Source organism: Alkalibacillus aidingensis (assembly GCF_014595945.1).
GTDB lineage: Bacteria > Bacillota > Bacilli > Bacillales > Alkalibacillaceae > Alkalibacillus > Alkalibacillus aidingensis.
In genome coordinates this window covers 46,852-62,102 of sequence record NZ_JABXWU010000005.1, presented here as the reverse complement: position 1 = coordinate 62,102, position 15,251 = coordinate 46,852, and the positions used below count along the sequence as shown (strand labels likewise).

Genomic DNA, 15,251 nt, shown 5'->3' with positions numbered 1-15,251 from the left:
TTTAGACGGTTGTTTTTTATGATTTGATGTACTGCCTTGACGTTTGAATGAACTGGCTGATTCGTTCTAATATTGGTTCGATTGAAGTCTGATCATTTAATAAATCGTAATCATTTATATTAATTCGCATAACAGGACAAGTATTAAAATTATTAATCCACTCTTCATAACGATTATACATTTCTTCCCAATATTCAATCGGTGTTTCTTGTTCCATCTTACGCCCTCTTTGTCTTAAGCGTGTTAAGATATCATCAAATGACCCTTCAAGATAGATTAATAAATCTGGATGAGGGAAGTAGGGGGTCATGACCATAGAGTCAAATAACTTTGTATAAGTTTCATAATCAGTTGGTGTCATCGTTCCTTTGTCATAATGCATTTTAGCAAAAATTCCTGTATCTTCATAGATGGAACGGTCTTGAATAAATCCACCCCCGTATTCAAAAATCCTCTTCTGCTCTTTAAAGCGTTCAGCTAGAAAATAAATTTGTAGATGAAAACTCCAACGTTCAAAGTCAGAATAAAACTTGTCTAAATAGGGGTTATTTTCAACTTTTTCAAACGAGGTTCTAAATTGAAGTGCATTAGCTAAAGCTTTAGTCATAGTAGATTTACCTACACCGACTGTACCAGCTATCGTAATCACCGCATCATTCGGAATCCCGAAGCGTTCTGCATAATTCATGATAAAACTTCTCCTTTATAAATGTGTTGTTTAACAATTGTTACAATGTCATCTAAATCCGATTGATGTTTAACGAAATCTAATTCATCCCCATTTAAACGAATAACGGGGATATCAGGATTCTCCGCTTCAAAACGATCCATAAATACTTCATAATCTCGTGAAAGTTGTTCAAGATAGGCTGGTTGAATATTCTGTTCGACTTCACGACCACGCATCTCAATTCTTTCTAATAGTGTATCTAGACTCGCATAGATATAAATCATGACATTCGGTTTAGGCATATCTTGTGTAAGTATGTTGAAGATTTGTTCATACTTTGTATATTGATGATCTTTTAAAGTTCGTTTGGCAAAGATCATATTTTTCAGGATATGGTAATCAGAAACAACTGGCTTTCCTTGACTTAAATAGTGCTTCTCAATATCTTCAAGCTGTTTATATCGATTACATAAGAAGAACATTTCGGTTTGAAAGCTCCACTCTTCAATATTGTCATAAAACTTGCCTAAAAATGGGTTCTCCTCCACAATCTCTTTTAGTAGGTGGAAGTAAAAGTGTGTGGCAATCTTCTTAGATAATGAGGTTTTGCCTACACCGATAGGGCCTTCTACAGCAATGAATGGCACTTGTTCCGATCTCACATTCATTCCTCCATTCGTTTCTTGTATGTTACTGCTATCCATCATATCAAATTTTTCGTCAAAATTGGACACATTTATTAGATTTAAGAAAGATTAACTAAAGCCTTTCATTTACCTATACACATTTTTAGACCACTCATATTTTGTAGTAACGACACAATAAAGGAGTGAAAAATATGTGGGAAGATTGCCATGACTTAGATTGTAAGGATAGTAAATGTGTTTGTAAAACAGTAAGAAGAATTGCTGATGCACAAGATGCAGTTGATGAACCAGTCGATTGCGACATTAGCTGTAAACAGTCTATTCAAGACTTAGTGTCACCAGCAACAACAACAAACGGTAACGATACAATTCCTTTTATCTTATATTGTAAAGGGGATTGTAAACCATTCTGGGCAACTGGTGTTGTGCAGGCATTCGCTAATAATACTAGAAGCTTCCAATGCTTCGAATCACCTATTTTCCGAGTAAGTAAGGTGCACAAAGATTGCTGTGCTGACCTTGAATTACTTCTGCCTGCAAATAGCAACGGACTGTGCCCTCGCAAGAAGAAAAAAGACGTATGTGACTTCATTGGTGATGCGTCAGACTTTCAAAGAACAGGAGTTTGTGTAAAAGTTGATCTATGCGACTTTGTAGCAATCTCATGTCTTGAACCAGTAAGAGCTTTGCCGGTAGGTGACTTCAGTCCAAGTAGATTAGCAGCAGCAGATCGTCATGACTTCTAAATCTCCTTTCAAAGCTGGTATCGTTTTCGATACCAGCTTATTTTATTTGATAAATGTGTTGTATAAGGTGAAAATAAGAATTAAATACTTATTTGACAAAATACCATTATGGGTATATGATTCTTGTTATAAGATTTAATTAATCTACTTTCTTTTATGTTTTCAAGGGAGGTTTTAAATATGGAATACGATTCAAAAGTTAAGAATAGAATTAAACGATTAGAAGGTCAATTACGTGGTGTTCTTCGTATGATGGAAGAAGGGGAAGACTGTAAGGAAGTTATCACTCAGCTTTCTGCTAGCAGAACTGCCATTGATCGTACTATTGGGGTGATCGTTAGCGAGAATTTAATCGAATGTGTTCGTGAAGCTGAGCAACAAGGAGAGAACACAGACGATCGAGTTAAAGAAGCAGTTAATTTATTAGTAAAAAGCAGATAAATTTCTTTTTAAAAACGTTTAGGATGGAAAATTTTATTTTATTTATTAGTATACCCATGGTGGCATTTCAAAAAATATGTAGGAGGGAATAGAGGTATGGAAATTACCAAAACACTTGATGCAAAAGGATTAGCATGTCCAATGCCAATCGTTAGAACAAAAAAAGCAATTGAGGACATTAATAGTGGAGAGGTGCTAGAAGTCCATGCGACAGATGTAGGTGCAAAAAGTGATTTAACAGCTTGGACGAAATCATCAGGTCATGATTTAATTGAGTCAAAAGAGGACAATGGAGTTTACAAGTTTTATATTAGAAAAGGATAAATTTTTTTATTATCACTAATACCTACATAGGTATTTAGAGGGGAGGTTTATGATATGTCTGAACAAAAGAAGACTAATATTATTTTATTTAGTGGGGACTATGATAAAGCAATGGCTGCTTATATCATCGCAAATGGGGCAGCAGCTTATGATCACAAGGTGACAATCTTCCATACATTTTGGGGATTAAATGTATTAAGAAAGAACGAAAAACTACGTCCAAGTAAAACATTTATGGAGAAGATGTTCGGTAAAATGATGCCAAAAGGAGCAGAAAACTTGCCTCTTTCAAAAATGCAGTTTGCTGGTATGGGGCCAAAAATGATTAAGAATGTGATGAGAAAGCACAATGCAATGCCATTAGATGATCTAGTCACAATGGCCAAAGAGCAAGAAATTACTTTATTAGCCTGTACGATGACCATGGATTTATTAGGATTAAAACAAGAAGAATTATTAGATGATATAGAGTACGGTGGAGTAGCTGCCTATATTGGCGAAGGAGAAGATGGAGCAATTAACTTATTTATTTAATTTGCTCTGTTAAAGTTTAGTGTTGATGATTAAAAAGTTGCTCTTAGTTGTTGTATGGTGAAAAGCGAAGGTGGCGACTCCTGTGGGAACAGCACGAGCTGAAGATCCACTTGGGAAGTGCTTTTTCTTCCCAAGTTAGCTGAAGCCGTGCCCACGGAAAGCGTCCACCGAAAGCAAATCACCATTACAACAACGGACCTTAACAGAGCGATTTAATTTGCCATTCATAAGGTGGCATAAATAACAAAATTTCAAAAAGTGAGGACAATAATGATGAAAGAATTAACGACTAAAGAAGTACAACAGCGACTTGAAAACAACGAAACACTAAATCTAATTGATGTACGTGAGACAGATGAAGTAGCTACAGGGAAGATTCCTGGTGCGATGAACATCCCATTAGGACTATTAGAGTTTCGCGAAAATGAGTTAGACAAAAATAAAGAATATATTATGATTTGTCGATCAGGTGGGAGAAGTGGACAAGCGACACAGTATTTAGAAGAACAAGGTTTTAAGGTTAAAAATATGGCTGGGGGTATGTTGGACTGGGAAGGTCCGGTTGAATAATAATGCTTTTATTGCTTCGAATAATGAGAGGTAAGGGTAATTATTGTTAGTATGAAAGGACTTATTAAAGGCCTAAGTTGTATGATCTGGGTGCAACAGAATTCAAAAAAAGAATCAGCTATGTATCTATTTACCATAGCCTATCACAACAATAAACTCACCAAATTAGGTGAGTTTTTTAAATTTTCTACTTTTATTTACCGATGATGTTTTATACAATAGTAGTACTAGAAATTTCAAAATATTGTTTCAATAAATATTTAAAAGTAGAGGTGATGGTTGTGAGTGAAAGCGTTTTACAAGCAGAAAAAGGAAATCATAACTTAGAAAATTACGAGAATACTTATCAAAACTTTGACTGGGAAGAGGTCAAGAAAGCTTTTTCTTGGCATGAAACAGGTAAAGTAAATATTGCCTATGAAGCGATTGACCGTCACGCGGAAAATCCAAATAAAAAAGATCAAGTAGCCTTACATTTTGTTGCGCCTGACCGTGAAGAAAAGTTAACATTTGAAGATTTGAGTAAGCAAAGTAATCAATTTGCTAACGTTTTAAAAGACCAGGGTATTGAAAAAGGTGATCGCGTCTTCATGTTTATGCCTCGGTCTCCAGAGTTTTATGCTAGTTTCTTAGGCATCTTGAAAGTAGGAGCGATTGCAGGTCCGTTGTTTGAAGCTTTTATGGAACAAGCGGTACAGGATCGCTTAGAAGATAGTGGTGCAGTTATGTTAGTCACGACACCAGAATTATTAAGTCGTGTCCCACAGGATGAGTTACCCGATTTGAAAAAAGTCGTATTAGTTGGTGATTCAGAAAAAATTGCACCAGGTTACATTGACTATCATCAAGAGATGAATAAAGCTAGTGAAGATGTTGAGATTGAATGGGTGGATTTAGAAGATGGGATGCTAATTCACTACACATCTGGTTCAACAGGAAAACCAAAAGGGGTTTACCATGTTCACAACGCTATGATCCAACATTATCAAACTGGTAAATGGGTTTTAGATCTTCAAGAAGGTGATGTGTACTGGTGTACAGCGGATCCGGGCTGGGTGACTGGAACTAGCTATGGAATTTTTGCGCCTTGGTTAAACGGAGTTACTAATGTCATTGTTGGTGGACGTTTCACGCCAGATGCTTGGTATGGTGCTTTGGAAAAGTGTAAAGTGACTGTTTGGTATTCTGCGCCAACTGCTTTTAGAAAATTAATGAGTGCAGGAAAAGAAGCTGTTCAAAGACATGATTTATCAAGTGTACGTCATATTCTAAGTGTTGGTGAGCCGTTGAATCCAGAAGTTATCCATTGGGGAATGGAAGCTTTTGGTTTAAGAATTCATGATACATGGTGGATGACAGAGACAGGAGCTCAACTCATTTGTAACTACCCTACTCTGGATATTCGCCCAGGTTCAATGGGAAAACCAATCCCTGGTGTAGTAGCATCCATTGTTGATGACCAAGGGAATGAGCTCCCACCCAATCAAATGGGTAATCTAGCTATTAAAGAAGGGTGGCCTTCTATGATGCGTGCCATTTGGAAGCGCCCTGAAAAGTATGAAAGCTACTTTATCAATGGTTGGTATGTTTCTGGAGATAGTGCTTATCGTGATGAAGATGGGTACTTCTGGTTCCAAGGACGTCTAGATGATGTGATTAACACATCTGGTGAACGTGTTGGTCCATTTGAAGTCGAAAGTAAGTTAATTGAACATGAGGCGGTAGCAGAAGCAGGTGTTATAGGTAAACCAGACCCAGAGCGTGGGGAAATCATTAAAGCTTTTATTTCATTGAATGATGGTTATGAAGAATCTGAAGAGCTATTAGAAGAGATTCGACAGTTTGTTAAGACTGGTTTTGCAGCACATGCAGCTCCACGTGAAATTGAAGTGACTGATAGCATTCCAAAAACAAGAAGCGGGAAAATCATGCGCCGATTATTAAAATCAAGAGAGCTTGGATTGCCAGAAGGTGATACATCAACATTAGAAGAGTAATAGAAAGGTCCCGAGCATCAGCTCGGGACCTTTTTTCACACGTTGTATTCACTCTCTGACGGTCGTTGTAAGGGGGAACTATTAGGGTTTTACAGAGGAGGTTGCAGGGAATAATTATACATGATTTTGAAGTTACCCATCTTTAAATTACTTCATTTTTTCTCTAAGTCTCTACAAATTTATCTAAAAAGATCAGGAGTGATCATATGATTGTCTCAGAGCATCATAACGATTTTGAAATGGTGAAACAACACGATCATGCCATTATAAGTGGGGAAGCAGCTAAGCATTGGAAAGCTGAGTTATTTATAGGTGATTTCTTACGTCGAGAAGTTGAGTATGCAATAAAGAATCATGATTGTGCCTGGATCCCTCTAGATCAAAGTCCGATATGGAATTCAAAGAAAAATGCCCCTCATTCTTTTATGGATTACCCATTGATACCTAAGATCGAACATTACAGCCAAGGAATTGATCAAGTAGAAGAACAATCTGAGTATGCAGTTATATTGTGTAGTCAACATTATTTGTCTTTTTTTGATAAAGACTCAACTGATTCGACTATTTCCATGTTCATTTCCCGGGAAATAGAAAGACAACGTCGAATTAAGGAACTAATGTCTACACAAGTGCCGGAAAGAATAACACGGTTTCATTTCCACCTGTTACAATTTTGCGATGATTTATCGTTATATCTTTGCTTAAATAAACCAGGAGTTCCAAAAGAACAAGAGCATCCAATGTTTAAAAATGGATTCAGACAGGAATTCCCTGGTATTGATAACCGAATAGAAGCCCGTTGGTTAGATGAGCAAACCATTAGTGTTAACCCTAATCCGTTTATTGAGGTGTTTACGGTTCAAATTCCATATAAGACGGTTCGTAAAGATTTAATTCAAGAACAAGGCTTATCACAAGCCTATCAAATAGCACCAGAAAAGCATCGTGAAGTAACGATTAAATGATCTTTTCAATATTGAAGTTATAGTCCAATAACACCCAATTTTGTGGAAAAGCTAATCCGAGTTTCCAGTAGCTAATTCCCTTGAGGTTGTATTCTTTGATTAGATCAAATTTGGCTTGAATAGACCGTGCGTCTTCAAACCAGACTTCATGCTGCTCACCTTCTTCATCCCAATAGAAGAAGAAAGGTGCTTGTGCTTCCTCATCATATTCGATTGATTGATTGTATTGTCTAGCTCTTTGGATAGCTTGATTTGGGCTAATGGCTTCGGCGAATTCTCCTCCTTCGACAAAAGGCAATGTCCAATCATAGCCGTATAAATTTTGCCCTAATAAGATCTTATCTGCTGGCATTTCTGTTAGGGCATACTCGACAACATCGGTAACGGGCCCAATAGGAGCGACAGCCATTGGGGGACCACCACTATATCCCCACTCATATGTCATAAGTACGACAAAGTCCACAATTTCACCGTGCGCCTGATAATCATGTGCTTCATACCAAGCACCAGGCTGGTCAGCTTGTGTCTTTGGCGCCAAAGCTGTAGAAATTAACAGTCCATGTGGGCTTAATGCTTCTCTTGCTCGGCGTAAAAATTGGTTATAGTCTTCTCTTGTTTCAGGTGGGAGAAATTCAAAGTCAAAGTGAATGTCTTCATAACCTATTTCATTAGAGATTCGAATAATTTCATTGAATAAAGTGTCCTGCACATTTTGATCGGTCACAATCGTCCGACCTAATTCCTGATCAAATTCACCTTCTCTTAAGTTTGTCACAACCATCATTAATGCTGTATTATTATTTTGAGCAATTGTCGGGATATCAGCAAGTGGTGGTGGAACTAATGAACCATCAGGATTAACTTCATAACTAAATGGGCCTAAATAAGTTAAATAAGGTGCTCTTGCTTGTGCAGACTGTCTAAGTGTTTCACTGACGGAGTCACCTATGGGTTCAATATATGCGTTTGACGTAATAGGTGGACGATCAGGCTCAGGTAGCTGTAATACTTGGCCGATTTCTAATGGGACATTAGGGTCAATCTGGTTATAGGATGCCAATTCCTCATAAGGTATATTTAACCTTTGGCCAATGGAGTAAAGACTATCTCCTTCTTGTACGGTATACTGAGTTGCTGGAATGACTAAAGCTTGCCCGATGACTAAACCATCTGCTTGGTCAAGTTGATTAATCTCAACAATTTCATTCGGTGCGACTTGATAACGATTGGCTAGTGAGTAAACCGAATCGCCTTGTTGAACGACATGAATGAGCAACAAGCACACTCCTTTCCAATTTATTCTAATAGAATGTATGTGTCAGTTTATATAGATATGCATAAAAGCACAGGACGTTCCTGCATAAAAGAGGTGATGATCGTGGATGAATACTTTATGAAGCTAGCAATTGAGGAAGCCAAAAAGGCAGAGAGAAAAGGAGAAGTCCCAATTGGAGCTGTAATCGTTCATCATCAACAGGTGATTGCAACAGGGTATAATCAAAGAGAGAGTTCCCAAAAAAGTACTTCACACGCCGAAATTATAGCGATTGAAGAAGCTAATCAACAAATTGGAAGTTGGAGGTTAGAAGACTGTACACTTTATGTAACTCTTGAACCGTGCCCTATGTGTGCAGGGGCAATTGTGCAATCAAGAATTCCACATGTAGTGTATGGTGCAAGTGACCCGAAAGCAGGTTGTGTTGGTACGATAATGAATTTACTAGATGAATCGAGGTTTAATCATCAATCAACTGTTGTACAGGGTGTTCTAGAAGAGGAATGTTCTTTACTATTAACGGATTTCTTTCAAAAGTTAAGAGAACAAAAGAAACAAAAATAATTCACTAAGAAAGAAAATATTGGTTCGCCTTTAGCATTGCATTTTTAGGTGAAAAATAATATACTTGTATATGCGCTCAAAAAAGCGCATCAATAAAAACACTTGCCGTGCTAGGTGGGGAGGTAGCGGTGCCCTGTTACCCACAATCCGCTATAGTGGGGCTGAATTCCCGTCTGAGGTAAAGTAATTTTAAGGTCTGCCGTAAGTGAATAGTGTTGACGTTTGGGTCCTGTGCAACGAGAACCCGTGAATCCTGTCAGGTCCGGAAGGAAGCAGCAGTAAGCGGTCATTCTCGTGTGTCGCAGGGTTACCTGGACCGAGCTAGGATCTTGCGTAACGCTTATGGGTTACTTTATCAAAGACGGGTGCACGGCGTACATACTCAGATAATCAACACTCACCTGTATCTTAGCAGGTGAGTTTTTTCGTCATTAAGGAAGGCAGCTATTTATGAGCGAATTCTCTTCATTCATTTTGAAATGTCTTATTCGTATCGGTTATAATGAAAAAGAGAACTAAAAGGAGATTATGTCCATGGCGTATCAAGCTTTGTATCGTGTTTGGCGACCACAGCAGTTTCAAGATGTTGTTGGCCAGGTACATATCACTAGAACTTTACAAAATGCAATTGAACAGTCGAAGGTAGCTCATGCTTATTTATTTACAGGACCTAGAGGAACTGGTAAGACAAGTGCAGCAAAGATATTTGCTAAAGCAATCAATTGTGAGAAGGCCCCTGTTAAAGAACCATGTGGTGAGTGTCATGCTTGTCGAGGAATTCAGGATGGATCCATTTCCGATATTATTGAAATTGATGCAGCTTCAAATAACGGTGTGGATGATATTCGTGAAATTCGTGATAAAGTTAAGTATGCGCCAAGCTCAGTCGATTATAAAGTTTACATTATTGACGAAGTTCATATGCTATCAACTGGTGCTTTTAACGCATTACTAAAAACATTAGAAGAACCACCAGCACATGTTATTTTTATTTTAGCAACAACAGAGCCACACAAAATTCCACTAACCATTATCTCTCGTTGCCAACGATTTGATTTTAAACGTATATCACAACAAGCTATAGTTGAAAGACTTAAACGAATATTAGATGAAGAAGGTATTGGTTATGAAGAGCATGCTATGACCCATGTAGGTCTGTCGGCAGAAGGTGGTATGCGAGATGCACTTAGTATATTAGATCAGGCGATCGCATATAGTGAAGATGGTCAAATTCATATGCAAGATGTCTTAGCAGTAACAGGATCAATTGCTCAAGAACAGTTGCTTTTAATGGTTGAATCCTTAGTCAATAAAGACGGGAAAAAAGCCCTTTCATTATTAGATGACATGATGCAAGAAGGGAAAGACCCAAGTCGTTTCGTATTTGATTTCATCCATTTTATGCGCGACCTTTACATGTTTAATAGTGCTGATAATATGGAAGAAGCATTAGTCAGGGCAATTCCAAATGAGCAATTTGAACAAGTTAGTCAGCAGTTATCAACTGAGTGGCTTGAAGAAGCAATCGCAATTTTAAACCAAACACAACAAGATATTAAATGGACAAATAGCCCCAAAATTTTAGTGGAAGTAGCGCTATTAAATATTCAAGAGATCGTAACAAATAAAGCCATACAAAGTGATCAAACAACCACTGCTTCTCCAGAACTATTGCAACAAATTGCCGATTTACAAAAAGAATTAAATGAGTTAAAACAATCTAATAGATCATCTGAGCAGGTTGAACAACCACCTAATCGAGAAAAAAAGAAGACACCATCTAAGCAAAATAATTATAAGATACCTTACGAGAAGGTCCGGCAAACCTTATCTGCTGCTACTAAGGAAGATATTCAAACAGTGAAGACTAATTGGGCGAAGTTTATGGAAGGACTAAAAAAGACAAGTCCACCTGCACATGCTAAACTAGTTAATAGCCAGCCTAAAGCAGCATCTTCTCAATCGTTAATCTTGGCTTTTAAATATGAAATTCATTGTTCATTAATCCAAGAAAATCAAGAAATGGTTGAGGCTGCGTTAGCAGAGTTCCTTGGTAAGAGATTAACGATGATTCCAATTCCTGAAGATGAGTGGCAATCGATTAGAGAAGACTTCCTCAGTCATCAGTCACAAGAAGAATCACCTGAAAGTCAAACGGATGAGGCACCAGAGGGTGTAGAGGAAGATGAAGACCTCGTCTTAGAAGCTAAAAAATTAGTAGGAGACGAGCTTGTAGAAGTTAAAGAATCTTAAGGAGGATGTTAGATATGAAAGGGATGGGCAATATGAATAATATGATGAAACAAATGCAGAAGATGCAAAAGAAAATGATGAAAGCACAAGATGAACTCCATGAGATGACGTTTGAAGCAACAGCAGGTGGTGGAATGGTTAAAATCATCGCAAACGGAAAAAAGGAAATAACTGATATTGAAATCAATGAAGAAGTTGTCGACCCAGATGATGTCGAGATGCTACAAGATTTAATTATTGCTGCTACTAATGATGTGTTAAAGCAAGTAGATGATACAACTAATGAAAAAATGGGACAGTTTACGAAAGGTATGAATATGCCAGGAATGTTCTAGGAGGCATCAACATATGTATTACCCTGAACCGATTACAAAACTAATTGATAGCTTTACAAAGCTGCCAGGCATAGGTCCAAAAACAGCCGCTCGCCTGGCTTTTTTTGTATTAGATATGAAAGAAGACGATGTTTTGGACTTTGCCAAATCACTAGTTAACGCTAAACGTGAATTAACTCACTGCACAGTTTGTGGACATATTACCGATCAAGATCCATGTAGTATTTGTGGGGATAAGGAACGAGATCAATCTATTATTTGTGTGGTTCAAGACCCTAAAGATGTGATTGCTATGGAGAAGATGAAAGATTTCCGTGGTAAATACCATGTCCTACATGGAACCATTTCCCCGATGGAAGGTATTGGACCTGAAGATATAAATGTATCATCCTTAATTGAACGATTAAAAGATGAAGAAGTTGAGGAATTAATTTTAGCAACAAATCCTAATGTCGAAGGCGAAGCTACAGCCATGTATATCTCCAGGCTCGTTAAGCCATCAGGTATTCGGATTACACGAATTGCTCACGGACTACCAGTGGGCGGCGATCTGGAATATGCAGATGAGGTTACCTTATCAAAAGCGCTGGAAGGACGGCGTGATTTATAAAAGAATTTCTTTTTTTGTTCTACTAGATAGGCAACTATCATAGCGTATTAGTAGGACAAGCGAAAGGAGTTCGATGATGGATCCAATAGTTATAACTTTAGCTTTTTTAGCCTTGGTCGTATTGTTACTGTTCTTTGGGCCACCTCTTAAATTTATGCAATGGGTTTCAAAAGGTGTGCTAAGGGTCATCATTGGTGCGTTGTTTATCTTTTTTGCCAACGTATTTGGATCAATGTTTGGCTTACACATTCCAATTAATTTATTTACTTCATTAATTGCAGGTTTTCTTGGAATATTTGGAGTGGGGGCATTAGTTGCGATCCATTTTCTAGTCTTACCATAAGTAAAGTGAGAGGGATGCTCAGGAAAGCATCTCTTTTTATTTGCCTATCAAATTCAGCGTTACTTTAAAAAAGATGATTTTTATATGTATAAGAATCTATCAATCTGCCCACACTAGATTATGGAGGTGGGGAAATGATGGACCAACAATCTATGAAACGTTGTCAGATTTGCGATGAATGGAAACAAGAAGGAATTAATTTATTTGTTAGTTTTATTTGTACAAGCTGTGAGAAGGAAATGCTTAAGACGGACCCTGAGGATGAAATGTATCAGTTTTACATTGATCGGATGAAGTCAAAGTGTTTACAAGATCAAGTGAATTAGATTCATATATTAACTAGATAACCTCCCCTTATATTATAAATATGAAAAAGGAAGCTAAACGCTAGCTTCCTTTTTTACATTTAATCTTTATTTGGATCTTCACCAATAATTCTTACTTCACGTTCTAAGTCAACGCCAAACTTCTCTTTGACGGTTTTTTGGACCATTTCGATTGATTTTATATATTCAGTTGCGGTGGCATTGTTTTTGTTAACAATAAAGCCGGCATGCTTAGTGGAAACCTCTGCTCCACCGACTCCTTTACCTTGAAGGCCACTGTCCTGAATCAATTTACCAGCAAAATAGCCAGGTGGTCGTTTAAAGACGCTGCCACAAGAAGGGTATTCTAATGGTTGCTTTGATTCCCGTTTATAAGTTAAATCATCCATAACGTCTTTAATATTCTGATAATTTCCAGGTTTTAGTTCAAACAAAGCTTCTAAAACGATATAGCCTTTTTCAGGTATATTACTATGTCGATATTGTAAATCAAAGGCATCAGCTGGTAGGGTTAATAAATTACCCTGGCGATCAACGACAACCGCTTCTTTAAGGGCGTCTTTAATTTCACCACCATAAGCGCCTGCATTCATAAATAGGGCTCCACCAACAGTTCCTGGAATTCCACATGCAAATTCTAATCCCGTTAGTTCTTCATCTAGCGCTTTTCTTGACGCATCAATAATTCGCGCTCCACTTTGTGCTATCATCTCGTTACCTTCTGTGGTAATTTGATCGAGTTTTTTTAAGCTAAGGACGATTCCTCGTACGCCACCATCTTTAACAATTAAATTTGATCCGTTACCAAGAAGGGTGAAAGGTAATTCTAGCTCATTGGCTAACTTAACAACTTGTTGGACGGCTTCATAAGTAGTAGGTGTAACAAAGAAATCAGCCTGCCCACCTAACTTTGTATAAGTGTGGTTGTTTAACGGTTCATCGACCAATATGTTTTCTTGTAATAATATTTCACTTAGTTTATGGTGAATCGATTGGTTATTTAACATGATTCATATCACCTCTAATATTTATCTTAGAGTTAAATTATAAATATGTGCCTAAATGGTACATACTATTTTATCACTTTTTATTGGTAATCATTATCAATTTTTAAAAATTGCTTACCTTTAATATAACATGTTCAAAGTATTTTTTTATGTGTACAATAAAAATAGTAAAGATTTATTAGTCAGGATGAAAGTTTATGAACCAATACCAAACTCCATTGTTTGATCGTTTGGAATCTCACGTTCGAAAGAAGCCGATATCATTTCATGTTCCAGGTCATAAAAGTGGTAAAGTTTTTCCAGAAGGCTACAATGAGCCATTTAAGGAACTACTAGCTTATGATTTAACGGAACTTCCTTATTTAGATGATTTACATCAACCTGAAGATGCGATTTTTAAAGCTGAACAGTTAGCCGCTCATTATTATGGTGTTGATCGAACATTCTTTCTCGTTAATGGATCAACCTCAGGAAATCTTGCCATGGTGTTAAGTGTTTGCAAGCAGGGTGAGAAGGTGTTAGTCCAGCGAAATAGTCATAAGTCAATTATGCACGCACTTGAGCTCAGTGGTGCAAAGCCAGTGTTTATTACTCCAGAATACGATTCTGAGGTGTCTCGATATTCATATTTAAACGTTCAGACAGTAAAGCAAGCTATTAAACAACACCCGGATGTTCAAGCAGTTATCTTAACTTATCCAGATTATTACGGAACAACTTATGATTTAATGTCTGTGATTGAAGAAGTTCATACCTATGATCTACCTGTTTTAGTTGATGAGGCGCATGGGGCTCACTTTGCTCTTGGATCACCATTTCCTCAGTCAGCAATTGATTGTGGAGCTGATATAGTTGTTCATTCTGCTCATAAAACCTTACCAGCTATGACGATGGGCTCCTATTTACATGTTCAGTCTAGTCGAGTAAGTTTAACACAAATTAAGTATTATTTGCAGATGGTTCAATCTAGCAGTCCCTCATACCCAATTATGGCTTCTTTAGATCTAGCTCGGAATTATATTGCCACCTTTACAGAAGAACAGAAAACCCGTACGTTAAAACAGGTAGAAGAAGTCAGAAGTTTTTTTGAGCAATTGGAATCATTAAAAGTTTTACCTATACGTTATGGTGTAGATGACCCTTTAAAAATAACGATTACTTCTAATACGAAGGATATGGGGGCATGGTATCATCACCTTTATCATATAGGCATTCATGCAGAGATGGTAGATAATAATCAGCTACTTTTAATTCATGGTTTAGGTGATAATCAAGATCTGATTCTCCATTTAAAACAACTTATTCAAGAAGAAAGTAGCATACCTTTTTTAAAAAAAGATGATAAAATAGATAAAAGTAAATGGGAAAACAGTTCAATTCAAGGACTTCCATATTCTTATCAAGGTTTAAGTCAATTGGAAACGGAGTGGGTTAACTGGGAGCAAGCTATAGAAAGAGTTGCAGCTGAAACAATTACCCCATATCCTCCAGGAATTCCGGTTTTATTAAAAGGTGAACGAATTAGTGAACAAGTGATTACTTTAATTAAGGACTCACTACATAAGGATCATTATGTTCAATACTCAGGAATGCTAGAGCGACTTAAACAAGGAATGGTTGTTTATAAAGAAGAGTGAAGAGGA

At 37.3% G+C, this 15,251-nt stretch carries 18 protein-coding genes and 1 other RNA gene; 15 read left to right on the top strand and 4 right to left on the bottom strand.

Features of this window, described 5'->3' with window-relative positions; genetic code table 11:
* Nucleotides 1–16 precede the first annotated feature (16 nt).
* Both HWQ49_RS09600 and HWQ49_RS09595 read right to left on the bottom strand, forming a co-directional pair.
* A complete protein-coding gene (locus tag HWQ49_RS09600) occupies nucleotides 17–688 on the bottom strand; it encodes a deoxynucleoside kinase (protein ID WP_188207401.1) in 672 nt (223 codons plus the stop codon).
* On the bottom strand, nucleotides 685–1,338 hold the full coding sequence (locus HWQ49_RS09595; protein WP_188207400.1) for a deoxynucleoside kinase: 654 nt from the start codon (nucleotides 1,336–1,338) through the stop codon (nucleotides 685–687). Before HWQ49_RS09595 ends, HWQ49_RS09600 begins: the two co-directional genes overlap by 4 nt.
* Nucleotides 1,339–1,508: 170 nt before the next feature.
* Here HWQ49_RS09595 and HWQ49_RS09590 point away from each other — a divergent pair, with 170 nt between their 5' ends.
* From HWQ49_RS09590 to HWQ49_RS09560, 7 genes are all read left to right on the top strand, one after another.
* Nucleotides 1,509–2,063, top strand: a complete 555-nt coding sequence (locus HWQ49_RS09590; protein ID WP_188207399.1) for a CotY/CotZ family spore coat protein — start codon at nucleotides 1,509–1,511, stop codon at nucleotides 2,061–2,063.
* 180 nt (nucleotides 2,064–2,243) lie between these two features.
* Nucleotides 2,244–2,504: a metal-sensitive transcriptional regulator gene (locus HWQ49_RS09585; protein WP_188207398.1), complete on the top strand. Its 261-nt coding sequence runs from the start codon at nucleotides 2,244–2,246 to the stop codon at nucleotides 2,502–2,504.
* Between the two features lie 96 nt (nucleotides 2,505–2,600).
* Complete coding sequence (locus HWQ49_RS09580; RefSeq protein ID WP_188207397.1) at nucleotides 2,601–2,828, top strand: sulfurtransferase TusA family protein; 228 nt, start codon at nucleotides 2,601–2,603, stop codon at nucleotides 2,826–2,828.
* Between the two features lie 54 nt (nucleotides 2,829–2,882).
* Nucleotides 2,883–3,362 (top strand): DsrE/DsrF/DrsH-like family protein, encoded by a 480-nt coding sequence (locus tag HWQ49_RS09575; protein WP_188207396.1) that lies wholly within the window; start codon nucleotides 2,883–2,885, stop codon nucleotides 3,360–3,362.
* Nucleotides 3,363–3,635: 273 nt separating this feature from the next.
* Nucleotides 3,636–3,932 carry a rhodanese-like domain-containing protein gene (locus tag HWQ49_RS09570; protein ID WP_188207453.1) on the top strand — a complete coding sequence of 99 codons (297 nt, stop codon included), beginning with the start codon at nucleotides 3,636–3,638 and terminating at the stop codon, nucleotides 3,930–3,932.
* 275 nt (nucleotides 3,933–4,207) lie between these two features.
* A complete protein-coding gene (gene acsA / locus HWQ49_RS09565; RefSeq protein WP_188207395.1) occupies nucleotides 4,208–5,929 on the top strand; it encodes an acetate--CoA ligase in 1,722 nt (573 codons plus the stop codon).
* 206 nt (nucleotides 5,930–6,135) lie between these two features.
* The gene (locus tag HWQ49_RS09560) at nucleotides 6,136–6,894 is read left to right on the top strand and encodes a DUF3891 family protein (protein ID WP_188207394.1); all 759 of its coding nucleotides are present in this window, start codon (nucleotides 6,136–6,138) and stop codon (nucleotides 6,892–6,894) included.
* On the opposite strand, the gene HWQ49_RS09555 is transcribed toward HWQ49_RS09560, so the two are convergent.
* Nucleotides 6,887–8,170: a LysM peptidoglycan-binding domain-containing protein gene (locus HWQ49_RS09555; protein WP_188207393.1), complete on the bottom strand. Its 1,284-nt coding sequence runs from the start codon at nucleotides 8,168–8,170 to the stop codon at nucleotides 6,887–6,889. The genes HWQ49_RS09560 and HWQ49_RS09555 overlap by 8 nt on opposite strands.
* 96 nt (nucleotides 8,171–8,266) lie before the next feature.
* Between HWQ49_RS09555 and tadA the strand changes: the two genes are divergently transcribed.
* The 7 genes from tadA (at nucleotide 8,267) to HWQ49_RS09520 (ending at nucleotide 12,601) form a co-directional block, all read left to right on the top strand.
* Entirely contained in the window at nucleotides 8,267–8,734 is a 468-nt protein-coding gene (tadA, locus tag HWQ49_RS09550) for a tRNA adenosine(34) deaminase TadA (protein WP_223155101.1), read from the top strand.
* A gap of 105 nt (nucleotides 8,735–8,839) precedes the next feature.
* Nucleotides 8,840–9,107, top strand: an RNA gene (gene ffs, locus HWQ49_RS09545) — signal recognition particle sRNA large type.
* A 161-nt stretch (nucleotides 9,108–9,268) separates the two neighbouring features.
* On the top strand, nucleotides 9,269–10,987 hold the full coding sequence (gene dnaX, locus HWQ49_RS09540) for a DNA polymerase III subunit gamma/tau (protein WP_188207392.1): 1,719 nt from the start codon (nucleotides 9,269–9,271) through the stop codon (nucleotides 10,985–10,987).
* 14 nt (nucleotides 10,988–11,001) lie between these two features.
* Nucleotides 11,002–11,322, top strand: coding sequence for a YbaB/EbfC family nucleoid-associated protein (locus HWQ49_RS09535; protein WP_188207391.1), 321 nt, complete (start codon nucleotides 11,002–11,004; stop codon nucleotides 11,320–11,322).
* Between the two features lie 13 nt (nucleotides 11,323–11,335).
* Nucleotides 11,336–11,932 carry a recombination mediator RecR gene (recR, locus tag HWQ49_RS09530; protein WP_188207390.1) on the top strand — a complete coding sequence of 199 codons (597 nt, stop codon included), beginning with the start codon at nucleotides 11,336–11,338 and terminating at the stop codon, nucleotides 11,930–11,932.
* A gap of 76 nt (nucleotides 11,933–12,008) precedes the next feature.
* Nucleotides 12,009–12,275: a pro-sigmaK processing inhibitor BofA family protein gene (locus HWQ49_RS09525; protein WP_188207389.1), complete on the top strand. Its 267-nt coding sequence runs from the start codon at nucleotides 12,009–12,011 to the stop codon at nucleotides 12,273–12,275.
* 137 nt (nucleotides 12,276–12,412) lie between these two features.
* Nucleotides 12,413–12,601, top strand: a complete 189-nt coding sequence (locus HWQ49_RS09520; RefSeq protein WP_188207388.1) for a sigma factor G inhibitor Gin — start codon at nucleotides 12,413–12,415, stop codon at nucleotides 12,599–12,601.
* An 80-nt stretch (nucleotides 12,602–12,681) separates the two neighbouring features.
* On the opposite strand, the gene murB is transcribed toward HWQ49_RS09520, so the two are convergent.
* Entirely contained in the window at nucleotides 12,682–13,608 is a 927-nt protein-coding gene (gene murB, locus HWQ49_RS09515; RefSeq protein WP_188207387.1) for a UDP-N-acetylmuramate dehydrogenase, read from the bottom strand.
* 197 nt (nucleotides 13,609–13,805) lie between these two features.
* On the opposite strand from murB, the gene HWQ49_RS09510 reads away from it, so the two are divergent.
* Nucleotides 13,806–15,245, top strand: a complete 1,440-nt coding sequence (locus HWQ49_RS09510; RefSeq protein ID WP_188207386.1) for an aminotransferase class I/II-fold pyridoxal phosphate-dependent enzyme — start codon at nucleotides 13,806–13,808, stop codon at nucleotides 15,243–15,245.
* The last annotated feature ends 6 nt before the right edge of the window (nucleotides 15,246–15,251 follow it).

Coding starts and splice junctions, on each gene's coding strand:
- HWQ49_RS09600 (WP_188207401.1), bottom strand. CDS start 688: ATGAATTATGCAGAACGCTTCGGGATTCCGAATGATGCGGTGATTACG.
- HWQ49_RS09595 (WP_188207400.1), bottom strand. CDS start 1,338: ATGAATGTGAGATCGGAACAAGTGCCATTCATTGCTGTAGAAGGCCCT.
- HWQ49_RS09590 (WP_188207399.1), top strand. CDS start 1,509: ATGTGGGAAGATTGCCATGACTTAGATTGTAAGGATAGTAAATGTGTT.
- HWQ49_RS09585 (WP_188207398.1), top strand. CDS start 2,244: ATGGAATACGATTCAAAAGTTAAGAATAGAATTAAACGATTAGAAGGT.
- HWQ49_RS09580 (WP_188207397.1), top strand. CDS start 2,601: ATGGAAATTACCAAAACACTTGATGCAAAAGGATTAGCATGTCCAATG.
- HWQ49_RS09575 (WP_188207396.1), top strand. CDS start 2,883: ATGTCTGAACAAAAGAAGACTAATATTATTTTATTTAGTGGGGACTAT.
- HWQ49_RS09570 (WP_188207453.1), top strand. CDS start 3,636: ATGAAAGAATTAACGACTAAAGAAGTACAACAGCGACTTGAAAACAAC.
- acsA (WP_188207395.1), top strand. CDS start 4,208: ATGGTTGTGAGTGAAAGCGTTTTACAAGCAGAAAAAGGAAATCATAAC.
- HWQ49_RS09560 (WP_188207394.1), top strand. CDS start 6,136: ATGATTGTCTCAGAGCATCATAACGATTTTGAAATGGTGAAACAACAC.
- tadA (WP_223155101.1), top strand. CDS start 8,267: ATGATCGTGGATGAATACTTTATGAAGCTAGCAATTGAGGAAGCCAAA.
- dnaX (WP_188207392.1), top strand. CDS start 9,269: ATGGCGTATCAAGCTTTGTATCGTGTTTGGCGACCACAGCAGTTTCAA.
- HWQ49_RS09535 (WP_188207391.1), top strand. CDS start 11,002: ATGAAAGGGATGGGCAATATGAATAATATGATGAAACAAATGCAGAAG.
- recR (WP_188207390.1), top strand. CDS start 11,336: ATGTATTACCCTGAACCGATTACAAAACTAATTGATAGCTTTACAAAG.
- HWQ49_RS09525 (WP_188207389.1), top strand. CDS start 12,009: ATGGATCCAATAGTTATAACTTTAGCTTTTTTAGCCTTGGTCGTATTG.
- HWQ49_RS09520 (WP_188207388.1), top strand. CDS start 12,413: ATGGACCAACAATCTATGAAACGTTGTCAGATTTGCGATGAATGGAAA.
- murB (WP_188207387.1), bottom strand. CDS start 13,608: ATGTTAAATAACCAATCGATTCACCATAAACTAAGTGAAATATTATTA.
- HWQ49_RS09510 (WP_188207386.1), top strand. CDS start 13,806: ATGAACCAATACCAAACTCCATTGTTTGATCGTTTGGAATCTCACGTT.